This window comes from Campylobacter sp. 2014D-0258 (assembly GCF_008000495.1).
GTDB classification, from domain to species: domain Bacteria; phylum Campylobacterota; class Campylobacteria; order Campylobacterales; family Campylobacteraceae; genus Campylobacter_D; species Campylobacter_D jejuni.
The window spans coordinates 162,220-174,218 of sequence record NZ_VOAR01000025.1; the positions used below are offsets into that span (position 1 = coordinate 162,220).

At 24.4% G+C, this 11,999-nt stretch carries 11 protein-coding genes and 1 pseudogene; 9 read left to right on the forward strand and 3 right to left on the reverse strand.

The window, feature by feature from the left end; genetic code table 11:
• Window positions 1-4: 4 nt before the first annotated feature.
• The 3 genes and pseudogenes from SR62_RS09500 to wlaRG all read left to right on the forward strand — a co-directional run.
• Window positions 5-262: pseudogene (locus SR62_RS09500) on the forward strand (hypothetical protein); the annotation flags it as partial.
• An 18-nt stretch (window positions 263-280) separates the two neighbouring features.
• Window positions 281-1,357 carry a glycosyltransferase family 2 protein gene (locus SR62_RS05600; protein ID WP_002876186.1) on the forward strand — a complete coding sequence of 359 codons (1,077 nt, stop codon included), beginning with the start codon at window positions 281-283 and terminating at the stop codon, window positions 1,355-1,357.
• Window positions 1,354-2,439, forward strand: a complete 1,086-nt coding sequence (gene wlaRG / locus SR62_RS05605; protein WP_002876187.1) for a class E lipooligosaccharide biosynthesis aminotransferase WlaRG — start codon at window positions 1,354-1,356, stop codon at window positions 2,437-2,439. The genes SR62_RS05600 and wlaRG overlap by 4 nt, the downstream gene beginning before the upstream one ends.
• Before the next feature lie 31 nt (window positions 2,440-2,470).
• Here wlaRG and SR62_RS05610 read toward each other — a convergent pair whose 3' ends face one another.
• Both SR62_RS05610 and SR62_RS05615 read right to left on the reverse strand, forming a co-directional pair.
• Complete coding sequence (locus tag SR62_RS05610) at window positions 2,471-3,724, reverse strand: DUF2972 domain-containing protein (RefSeq protein ID WP_002876189.1); 1,254 nt, start codon at window positions 3,722-3,724, stop codon at window positions 2,471-2,473.
• Window positions 3,721-4,743, reverse strand: a complete 1,023-nt coding sequence (locus SR62_RS05615) for a hypothetical protein (protein ID WP_002876190.1) — start codon at window positions 4,741-4,743, stop codon at window positions 3,721-3,723. Before SR62_RS05615 ends, SR62_RS05610 begins: the two co-directional genes overlap by 4 nt.
• Window positions 4,744-4,813: 70 nt before the next feature.
• On the opposite strand from SR62_RS05615, the gene SR62_RS05620 reads away from it, so the two are divergent.
• Genes SR62_RS05620 through wlaTC form a run of 3 tightly spaced genes read left to right on the forward strand, consistent with a single transcriptional unit; the run spans window position 4,814 to window position 7,492 of the window.
• The gene (locus SR62_RS05620) at window positions 4,814-5,587 is read left to right on the forward strand and encodes a glycosyltransferase family 25 protein (RefSeq protein WP_002866160.1); all 774 of its coding nucleotides are present in this window, start codon (window positions 4,814-4,816) and stop codon (window positions 5,585-5,587) included.
• Entirely contained in the window at window positions 5,580-6,536 is a 957-nt protein-coding gene (wlaTB, locus tag SR62_RS05625; RefSeq protein WP_147502300.1) for a class E lipooligosaccharide biosynthesis protein WlaTB, read from the forward strand. Before SR62_RS05620 ends, wlaTB begins: the two co-directional genes overlap by 8 nt.
• Window positions 6,533-7,492: a class E lipooligosaccharide biosynthesis protein WlaTC gene (gene wlaTC, locus SR62_RS05630; protein ID WP_002891853.1), complete on the forward strand. Its 960-nt coding sequence runs from the start codon at window positions 6,533-6,535 to the stop codon at window positions 7,490-7,492. The genes wlaTB and wlaTC overlap by 4 nt, the downstream gene beginning before the upstream one ends.
• 2 nt (window positions 7,493-7,494) lie before the next feature.
• Here the strand turns inward: wlaTC and SR62_RS05635 are convergent, their stop codons facing one another.
• Window positions 7,495-8,313, reverse strand: coding sequence for a glycosyltransferase family 2 protein (locus tag SR62_RS05635; RefSeq protein WP_002877115.1), 819 nt, complete (start codon window positions 8,311-8,313; stop codon window positions 7,495-7,497).
• Between the two features lie 58 nt (window positions 8,314-8,371).
• Here SR62_RS05635 and waaF point away from each other — a divergent pair, with 58 nt between their 5' ends.
• From waaF to SR62_RS05650, 3 genes are all read left to right on the forward strand, one after another.
• Complete coding sequence (waaF, locus tag SR62_RS05640) at window positions 8,372-9,322, forward strand: lipopolysaccharide heptosyltransferase II (protein WP_002891851.1); 951 nt, start codon at window positions 8,372-8,374, stop codon at window positions 9,320-9,322.
• A 51-nt stretch (window positions 9,323-9,373) separates the two neighbouring features.
• Window positions 9,374-10,873 (forward strand): MBOAT family O-acyltransferase, encoded by a 1,500-nt coding sequence (locus SR62_RS05645; protein ID WP_002877116.1) that lies wholly within the window; start codon window positions 9,374-9,376, stop codon window positions 10,871-10,873.
• A gap of 147 nt (window positions 10,874-11,020) precedes the next feature.
• Window positions 11,021-11,998 carry a hypothetical protein gene (locus SR62_RS05650; protein WP_176692460.1) on the forward strand — a complete coding sequence of 326 codons (978 nt, stop codon included), beginning with the start codon at window positions 11,021-11,023 and terminating at the stop codon, window positions 11,996-11,998.
• The last annotated feature ends 1 nt before the right edge of the window (window position 11,999 follow it).

The following is an 11,999-nucleotide window of genomic DNA, read 5'->3' on the forward strand; positions in this document are numbered from 1 at the left end:
TTAAAATCATTTTTCAAAAAAAGATATAAACCTTGATCATAGAAATTAATTTTAAAAAACAAGTTTTGAAACACATAATTAAATTCGAGCATTTATTTTTCAAGAATATCAACTTCCCATTATCAATAATAGTAAAATTATTAAATCTATTTTAGTAAACGAATTTATAGGATATAATGTCTTTCAAGAATTTGAAAACTATTTTATAATTTCAGGTATTGATGGATTTAAAATTATCGCTCAAAAATTAAATAAGTTATAATATTACAAGGATAAAGTAATGGCAAAAATTTCCATTCTAACCCCATGTTTTAATCATGAAAAATATGTGAGTTATTTTTTACAAAGTGTTTTAGAGCAAAGTTTTAGTGATTTTGAGCTCATTATAGTAGATGATTGTTCAAGTGATAATAGCACAAAAGAAATTCAAAAATTTAAAGATCCAAAAATAAAACTTATAAAACATGAATTTAACAAAGGTATAAATGCGACATTAAATACAGCTTTCGAAAACTCAAATGGAGAATACATAGTATTTTGCGCGAGTGATGATATATTAGAAAAAAATGCTTTAGAAATTATCTATAAAACATTTAAAGATAATGATATTATAGCTGTATATCCAAATTTGATTTGTATAGATGAAAATAATGAAATTTTAGGGAACTTATATCCATTAAAACAAAGAAATAAGGTAGAATTATTATATTATTTATTTATGCGATACAACTGCTTAACATCAGTTGGATTATCTTTAAAAAGAGATGTTTTTGAAAAATTATATCCTTTACCAAATTCAATGTGCAACTATCAAGATATGAAGATGCATATTGATATATTAAATATTGGCGAAATTAAAATACTTGAAACACAACTTATAAGATACAGAAGAACTAGAGACAAAACAAATATAAGTGCTCATAATAGCATCACAACAACTCGAGAAAACCTAGAAACAGAAATGCTCTTAGATACTTACTTAAAATTTGATAATATATTTTTATTAGAGCAAATTTTTCATAAAGAAGTAAATAAAACAAATATAAAACCTTATCAAGAGACATTGCCTTTTTTTTTAGGAATAATGGCTTTAGAATCTGACAACATATATAAAAAATATTGGGGTTATCATAAAATAATGGAATTTTATAAAAATGATGCCAATGCTAAAATTTTATATGAAAAATATAATTTTACATTTAAAGACTATCTACAATTAGCAAAAAAATGCGATACAGGGGATATTTTTATAAAAAAATATAGAAAATATAAAAAAATGTTTAATTATACAGCTTTATTATTAGGTATAATTGTATTTATTTTAATTTTTAATTTTATAATAATGGAAATCAAATGATAAAATTTTTAGACTTAAAACAAATAAATGATAGATTTAATACTGAATTTATAACAAAATTTAAAGAAATTCTAGAAAGTGGTTGGTATATACTTGGAAAGCAATGTGAAAAATTTGAAAATAATTTTGCAAAATATTGTGGGGTTAAACATTGCATAGGCGTTGCAAATGGACTTGATGCTTTAAGATTGATCATAAAAGCTTATAATTTTAAAGAAAATGACGAAATCATAGTTCCCGCAAATACATACATAGCATCAATTTTAGCTATAACTGATAATAAATGCAAACCTATACTGATAGAGCCTGATATCAATACTTACAACATAAATCCTGATTTAATAGAAGAAAAGATCACAAAAAAAACTAAAGCTATCATGGTTGTTCATCTTTATGGTCAAGTTTGTGATATGGAAAAAATTCAGTTGTTAGCTAATAAATACAATTTAAAAATTATAGAAGATTGTGCTCAAGCACATGGCGCTATTTATAAAGATAAACGAGTTGGAAATTTGGGAGATGCCGCCGGTTTTTCTTTTTACCCTGGTAAAAATTTAGGTGCTTTAGGGGATGCTGGGTGTATTTGCACCAATGATGATAATTTTGCATCCAAAATTAGAGCTTTAGCAAACTATGGCTCTCATAAAAAATATGAAAATTTATATATAGGATTAAATTCTAGATTAGATGAGATACAAGCTGCTTTTTTGGATATAAAATTAAAATATTTAGATGAAGACAATAATAAAAGAAAAAACATAGCAAATTTTTATCTACAAAATATAAAAAATGAAAATATTATATTACCTAGTAATAAATTTGATCATGTTTGGCATCTATTTATAGTCAAAACAAAGCTTAGAGATGAATTACAACACTATCTAAATAATCATGATATTCAAACTATTATACACTATCCTATCCCTCCTCATAAGCAAAAATGCTATAAAGATTTAAATCATTTACAACTACCCGTAACAGAAAACATCCATCAAGAAGTTTTGTCATTACCTATATCGCCAACAATGAAAGAAAATGATTTTAAAAAAGTGGCTGATATATTAAACAAATGGAAAGTCTGATAGATCGCTCTCCATTTTATTCGCTTATTCTTTAAAAAATTTCAAGAAATTTTTTATAGTATTCCCAACTATTAATAATATCTGGTCTATGCTCTTTTATATGTTGTAATTCATAATCCAAAATATTTTTAATTTTTTTTCCTAAATCTTGATGCTCCCTTAAATAATTTAAAACATCTTCTTCTTTTACCATATTTTCAAGTCTTTCATTCGCTTTTTTCTCTAAAATAATCATAAATTTTTCAAAATATTCTCTAAGATCATTGATTAAAGCTTTATCATCTTTAATAATGATCCAATTTTTATTTTCTATATTAATTGAAATTTTATCAAATAACTTGCTTTTTGTATTTACAAGTTCTTTTTTTATATCAATTAAATCATCTTTTATCTCATTATAATGCTTATCATTGTCTAAAAATACTTTATTTTCATCAGATACTATTATCAAAATATCATTATTGACAATAAGTCTATAAGGTAGTAAATAATACAATTCGTTCCAAAATTTCTGCGTAAATTTATATTCATCATTATCATTTGGTTCTTTAAAATTAAGCTCTTTAGCAAGAGTTTTTATAGTGGCAAATGCATTATCTTTTGAAATTGATTTCGTGTCTACATATAATATATTTTTGTTTTTAATCAAATTTATATTTGAAAAATAGCTAAAACTTAGCTCTTCGTTTACGATAAAATAGATAGATGATAAATCAGGTTTTTTAAGATTAGCATTATGTCCATTTTTATCTGTATATCTTATTCTATCTAAATTTTCAAATATATCTTCATTTATATAAAAATTTTTTAATTCATTTTTACCAAGTTCTTCAATCTTATAAGAACCATGATTAACCATTGTTTTTAATCTAGATATAGGATCTCTTGTCAAAATTACAACAGGCTTATTTTTATTTAAAATTTTACTTATATGCTTATATTTTGGCTGCATACTTTGATACCAAGCTATTTCTACATAATAATTTTTTTTATTAAAATTCTTATATTCTTTATAATAACTATAATTATTCTGATATAAGACAAAGTCATCTAATTCGCAATATTTTAAAAAACTTTTAAAAGCCCAATGCCCACTTACACCATAGCTAAATAATATAAATTTATAATCATCTTTTAAAGGTTTACAAAATTTTAATAAATAAGGAGTAAAAATATTGATATTAAATTTTTTCTCATATTTAGTGTATATTTTATTTTTTTTATATTTTATAAATTCAGCTATTCCTTGCTGTTTGATTATTTGTATGGATTTCGATTTTTTCATTGATTTTCCTTTATATATTTTTTTAAATATAGCAATTTTTCTTTAGTTACCATATCAGGTGATATTATATCTTTATATTCTTTGATACTAAAATCATCTATGGGAATTAATTCTATCTTATTTTTATCTAAGCTTCTCTTAAAATATGGAAAATGATAGTTTAAAAATTCTGTTTGATAAATTTTTAACTTTTTTATATCCAAATACTCTATACAATACCTATCTTCATGCATACTTTCTGCCCATTTAAGATGATTATTTTTTATCAACCATTGATCATTACTCTTGTTATTCAAGATATTATTGATACTCTTATACTTTACTATAAATACCTCAGCTCTATCATCATCTTTATAATAAAAATCTATTCGAGAATAACAAAGTATATCATAGTCTTTTTTAGGTATATAAAAACTTTTGTAAAGTCTTTTAGCATCATAAATATGATCAACATCTATTTTTATAAGCCATTCTCCTTGTGGAATAAAGCTTGCAACATAATTATAATAACTATAAAGTTTATTTTCTTCACTTTGCGGATTTTCAATTTGTACTTCATAAGGGTATTTTACTGGTATAAAAGAAGGATACTGTTTGCAAAATTCTAAGATTATCTCTTCGCTTCCATCATTGCAATCATTATATCCTATAATCCCTCTTTGTATAGCCGGAAGTATACTTTTTAACGAAGCTTTCAAAGTTAATGCTTCATTTTTTACTCTTATATAAGCCCATGGATTTAAAGGTGATGTTGGATTTTTAGATTTTTCGTCAAAATCAAAAAATCCTTTGTGTTTAGATTTTATAATGTGATTTATTTTATAAAAATGTTCATTATCATATTTTTCTATATTATCTACTATATCTTTTGGAATATACGAATTTAAATTATCAAGTTTTATTTGCATAAATTGATTGAGTAATTTTTCTCTAATTATTGCCCTTATATTTTTATTTGGTATAAACAAGCATGCAATCTTCGCTAAATATTTTTTTAAATAATACGGATAATATATCATTGTCATAACCTTTTTTATTTATATTATAGTATAATTTTATCTTATAAATTATTATGATAGGTTTTTATTTATGAAATTTTTTATAATCAATTTAAAAATAGCCAAAGATAGAAAAGAATATATGCAGAATTTATGTTTAAAGCATAACTTAGATTATGAAATCATACAAGCTGTTGATGGAAAAGAGTTGGATAGTGATTTTGTAAAAAATATTAGTGATTTTTCTTTATCGGAAAAATATTTAGGTAGAACTTTAAGTCTTGGTGAGATAGGGTGTGCTTTATCCCATAAAAAATGTTTTGAAAGAATGTTTGAGTTAAATTTAAATGAGTGTTTGATATTGGAAGATGATGCTTATTTTGATGAAAAATTAAATTATATTTTAAGTTTAAAAGATAAATTTCCAAAAGATTTAGAATTATTCCTACTTGGTCATTATAGGCAAGTTTATTTAGACGATGGATTTCGTATAGAAAGCCCATTTTCTTTAAGATATGATTATAAAATAGATGATTTTTATCATGCAAAAAGATTAGTTGGTGGTGGCAATGGAACCCATGGATATTATATCAATAAAAATGGTGCCTTAAAAATGTATAAATACTTAGAAAAAATAATATTTCCATATGATCATTGTACTAGTAATGATAACATAATAAATGTATATGCTTTATATCCTGTTGTTATAACTACTGATGAGATATTTGGAGCCCAAACTTATGTGCAAGATGATAATAAAAGAAGATATAGAAAAAGAAGTAAAATTTCAAAATATATAAAAAAGATAAAAAATAAAATCATATTTTTTATACCTAGTTTAAAAAAATTGAGAAAATATGAATAATTTTGTATTATATAGCTTGTATTTTATTTATTCTGCATTTTTCTTAAATAAACATAGAAGAATTATAAAAGGTAAGATCTTACATCAAAAAGAACATGAGAATATAGCTAATTATTTGGAAAATGCTTATATAAAAAAATACTTTGAAAATAAATTAGATGACATACAGATAAAAAAAACACGGAATATAAATGGTAAAAAAATAATATGGCAATTTTGGTATCAAGGTATTGATAATGCACCTTGCATTATAAAAAAGTGTTTTAAATCTGTTCAAAAATATAAAGGTAATTATGAAGTTGTTTTACTTGATAAAGATAATATAAAAGATTATTTAATATTTCCTGATTTTATTTATCAAAAAATTGATGATAAAAAATTTGGAGAAAAAACGATAACTATTTTTTCTGATTTATTAAGAGTTTCTTTGCTCAATAATTATGGTGGAATTTGGCTAGACGCTGGTATGTTTTTAAGCGGAGAAATTCAAAAAGAAATTTTAGATCAAGATTTTTTTATTTTTCATAGATCTACAAAAAAACCGCAAGATTACAAAAATTGGATAAATTTTAATTATAATTTTTTTTCTTGGGATGAGAAATTTAAAGTTAATATTGTAAATGGTTTTATATTATCAAATAAAAATAATGAGATTATGAAGATAATGCAAGATATATTGATTAATTATTGGAAATATGAGAATAAATTAGTATATTATTTTATGTTTCAAATATTGTTTGACGCCTTAAAGAAAAAGTATTTAAATTTAAATTTATACATAACAAATGATACAGATATTCATCTCTTGCAATATCATGCAAAAGATAAATATAGTGATAAATTATGGAATGATATAAAAAATAAAACAAGCATACATTCATTAAAAATTTTTAAAAAAATTAGAAAACATTCCATGATAGATAAAATATTATTTAAGGATGCAATATGATCGATAATGAAATTACGATAGTAACAGCTTTTTATGATATAGGTAGAAAAGATATTAAAAATTTTGAAAGAGATAATGATAAATATTTATCTTATTTTGAATTTTTAGCAGGTATCAAAAATAAAATGATTATATACACCCAAGAAAATATAAAGGAAAAAATTTTAGATACAAGAAAAAAACATAATTTAGAAGACAAAACCATAATAATAACCAAAGAATTACAAGAATTTGATGAGCAAGGTTATAAAAAAATAATAGATACTTTTAGAAATTATGATCAAAGTATAAATAGAAAAAATCCAAACAATATAGAATGTATTTCTCCTATGTATTGCTACCTTATGTATTTAAAACCTTTTTTTGTATGTGATGCTATACAAAGAGGTTTGACTGATGAGGATATAATGTGGCTTGATTTTGGTTTTAATCATGGAGGAAATTTTTTCGTAGATAAAGATCAATTTAACTTTTATCTACAAAAACAAAATAGTATAGATGAAAATAAAATTAATCTCTTTTCAATAAAAAATGATAATAAACAAACTTTAGCAAACATTTACTTTTCCATGGAAACATTTTTAATGGGTGGTATTATATTCGCAAAATCAAAAAATTGGCTCTTATTTAAACATCATATGCAAAAATGTATAAAATATTTTACCTCATTTGGAATAATTGATGACGATCAAATAATGCTTTTATGGTGTGCTAGAAATTATCGAAAAAATTATAACATTATAAAAGTTTATTTTTGGTTTGATTCTTTATATCATTTTATACCACAAAATATTGCAAAAAAATTAAAAATAAATACAAATCAAATTAAGTATTATAAAATAATCAAAGAAAAATTAAAAGAAGATTTTAATAATAAAAATATAAAAAATACATTTATAAACTTAATTAAATATTGCTATTTTAAATTTATAAATAAAAATCATAAAGTATTATAAAGCTAAATCTTATTTGCTCTCATACATAAACTCTTTTCCTCTCTCTCCAAAACTTCAAATAATTTCTGATGAAATTCATCAAGTAAAAACTCTTTGGAGAGTCTTTTTATGATTTCATTACTTTTCTTTTTATCTTTATAATTTTGATTTAAAATTTCTTTATTTTTATTCTCATATCTTCCATTTGGATTAAATTCATAATGATAAATGCAAGTTTTAAAAACAGCTATTTTCTCACAAAACATAAAATAAATATAACAAAAAAGCACATCTTCGCCGTAACTCAAACGCTCATCGATTTTAACTTTTTCAAAAATTTTTAAGATCATATCTTTTCTAAAACACTTCGCCCAAACCGACCAGCAAAAATGCCTTTGTTTGCTTAAGAATTCTAAAAATTCTTTTTGATTAAAAAACTCATCTTGTTTAAAACGATAAAATTGCTTGGTTTTTACCCTATGTACAAAAGCATCAAAGCAAAGTAAATCAAAACCTTTTTTCATCTCTTTAAGTGCTATTTCACAAGCATCAAGTGTTAAAAAATCATCACTATCTAAAAACATTATAAAATCAGAACTAGAATGCAAAACTCCCAAATTTCTACTTGCAAAAGTGCCTAAATTTTCTTCATTTTGAAAGATTTTTATCCTTGGATCTTTTTTAGCAAATTCTAAAACCATATTTAAACTATTATCTTTACTTTTATCATCGATAATCAAAATTTCAATATCTTTTAAAGTCTGATTTATACAACTTTGTAAAGCCCTTAAAATAAAATCACAAGAATTAAAAAGCGGGATTATGATCGAAAGTTGTGGCATATTTTTCCTAAATTTTGTTAAAATAATAAAAACAATTCTATCAAAGTTTAGGAAATTTATGAAAATTTTTATACACCTTCCCACTTGGCTAGGCGATGCAGTGATGGCTTCACCTGCTTTATACGCTATAAAAGAACATTTTAAAAATACCCAATTTATCCTTTATGGCTCTTTGGTTTCCACAGCACTTTTTAGGGAATTTCCTAATTCTAAAATCATCATAGAAAATAAACAAACCCGCTACAAACAAGCCCTATCTTTACGCAAAGAACTTGGTAAAATCGATCTTAGCTTTGCTTTTAGATCTGCGTTTTCTTCTAAGATTATCTTGCATATTCTCAAAACAAAACAAAGATATTTTTTTGACAAAAACAAGCACAAAGAAGAACATCAAGTTTTAAAATACCTTTATTTTATAGAAAACTCACTTAGTATAAAAGCTCATTTTAAAGACTTAAAGCTTCCCTTTAAGCTAAAATTTCAAAACCCTCTTATCTTAAAAAATGGTAAAAAAATTCTAGGACTCAACCCTGGCGCAAGCTTTGGAAGTGCAAAAAGATGGGATGCGAGTTATTTTGCTAAAGTGGCTTTAAATTTCAGCCAAAGTCATGAAATTTTAATCTTTGGCGCAGGAAAAGCCGAACAAGAACTTTGTAATGAAATTTATCAAATTTTAAAAGAACAAAACATAAAAGTAAAAAATCTTTGCAATAAAACCACCATCAAAACCCTTTGTCAAAATATCGCTTTTTGCGATCTTTTCATCACAAATGACAGTGGTCCTATGCACCTAAGTGCAGTTTATAAGATAAAAACCGTGGCTATTTTTGGCCCTACGAAATTTACTCAAACTTCACCTTGGCAAAATCAAAACGCAAAATTAGTGCATTTAGATCTAGCTTGTATGCCTTGTATGCAAAAAACCTGTCCTTTAAAGCACCATAAATGCATGAAAGATCTAAAGCCTGAAAAGGTGATAGAAGAAATTAAAAAATTAAGCACTCCATAAAAAAATTTTAGTTAGAATAAAAAACTATTGTAAAATTTTATAAGGTTGTTTATGCTTTTTAGCTCTTTTACTTTTATTTTTGCCTTCTTGCCTTTAACTTTGGTAGGCTTTTACATATTAAAAGCTTTGCAATATTATACAAGTGCAAAAATATTTTTAATATTAGCTAGTTTATTTTTTTATGCCTATTTTAAAATTGATTATATTTTCATCTTAACCTTTTCAACCTTGGTAAATTTTTTTCTTGCAAACCTTATCTTAAGAAAAGAAAATAATAGGGCGGGATATACTTTACTTTATCTAGGTATTATCTTCAACCTTTGCTTACTAGCAATCTTTAAATATACAGATTTTTTTTTGGAAAATTTTAATCTTTTTTCCAAACTTGCTCATTTAGACTTTAATATTCCTTTACCACATATTTTACTACCTTTAGGAATTTCATTTTTCACTTTTCAACAAATTGCATTTTTAGTGGACTGTTATAAAAAAAGTAATATTGAGGATTTATTAGAAAATAAAAAAGTTGATTTTATAGATTATTGCTTATTTATCAGTTTTTTTCCGCAACTTATCGCAGGTCCTATAGTCCATCATAAAGAAATGATGCCGCAATTTCATTCTTTACTTAATAAAGAAAAAGCTTTAATCGATTGGAAATTAATAGCAAAGGGCTTGTTTATATTTTCTATAGGACTTTTTAAAAAAGTTTACATAGCTGATAGTTTTGCTTCTTGGGCAAATGCAGGATTTACAGTTGTGCAAAATGGAAATTTTTTAAATATTTTTGAGGCTTGGGCAACAAGCCTTTCGTATACTTTTCAACTCTATTTTGATTTCAGTGGATATTGTGATATGGCTATAGGATTAGCTCTTTTTTTCGGTATAGCTTTACCTGTAAATTTTAATTCTCCATATAAAGCTTTAAATATAGCTGATTTTTGGCGAAAATGGCATATTACTTTAGGAAGATTTTTAAAAGATTATTTATACATCCCTCTTGGAGGAAATCGCTTTGGAAAATTTATCAATCTACGAAATCTTTTTATCGTAGCTTTTTTAAGCGGAGTATGGCATGGAGCCGGATGGGGTTTTGTTATATGGGGAATTTTACACGCTATAGCTATGATAAGCCATAGAATTTATAGTTTTTGGGCTAAAGGCAAAACTTTTTTAAATTCGAAAATTTATAAAATTATATCTTGGTTTATCACTTTCAATTTTATCAATATAGCTTGGATTTTCTTTAGAAGCGAAAATTTACAAGGGGCTATAAACCTCTTAAAATCAATGTTTGGGGTAATTTGGGTGGAATTGCCGTTAAAATTCAAAGCAGGGCTTTTATTTAAAAAAATAGGCGGAAATGATACAATGGTAGGTTTTATTTTAGTCTCCTTTATACTATGTATTTGTTTTAAAAATAGCATTAATATGCTTCAAGATTTTAAGTCGAGCTTTAAAAATTCCCTTATTGTAATGTTTTTATTTTATATAGCTTTAATTACTCTTATTGCTACACCATATACCGAATTTATCTATTTTAATTTTTAAGGAAAAATATTGTTTGCTTCTAATAAAAAATTCATTCTTTTTTCTTTATTATGTCCTTTGCCTCTCGTAATAATTCTTTTTACATTGCTTTATATTCGCGATCCTTTTTGGTTCTTTCATCCACCATATTTTAGAAAAGAAACTTACATGAAAGATATGAGAATGCAAGCTAGAGGACTCATTCTGTACAAAGATTTTGATTCTGCCATAATAGGCACTTCTATGCTTGAAAATACCTCTGCTAAAGAAGCAAACAAAAAACTAGGAGGTAATTGGATAAATCTATCTTTAGGTGGAAGCACATTTGCATTAAGAGCGGTAATTTTAGATTATTTATTTAAACATAAAGATATTAAAAACATTATTTATTCTTTAGACATCAGAGCTTTAAATGAACTTGAAACCCCCAAAGACAAAAACTTTATTTCACTCTACAATGATAAAACTATTGATTTATTTAAATTATATCTCTCAAGTCGTTTTATTAATTGTGCTATATTTTTTTCAAAAAAAGAAAAATGCATAGGAAAAGATAATTTAGATACTTTAACAAATTGGTTTTTAGAAAATAAAAACCAATTTGGAGGTATTGAATACTGGAGTAAAGAATGGTGGCATGATAAAAATTTTCAAAATGAAATTTTACAAGCTCAAAATTTTCAACCAAATTTTGATATAGATATTTCACATTTTAAAAATTATACAAAAAAATATCTCTTAAGTTTTATTAAAAAATATCAAAAAACGCAGTTTTATCTTATTATACCAAGTTATTCAAGATTAAACTATAGAAAACTCAGTTATGGGGAATATTATAATAAAGATAGTGTTCTATTTTCAAACTATTATGCTATTTTAAGTTGGATTATACAAGAAACTCAAAAATATCCTAATGTAAAAATATATGGATTTGATGATTTGGACTACGCTGACAACATAAAAAATTATAAAGATCCTGCACACTACAATACTGATATGAACTCTATGCAACTTAATGCCATAAGAGATAATACGCATATTTTAAATACCCAAAATATAGTTAAATATCTTAATACAATGGAAAGGAAAATTAAAGAATTTGACTTAACACCATTTGTAGAGTATATAAAAAATCAAAATTTTTGAA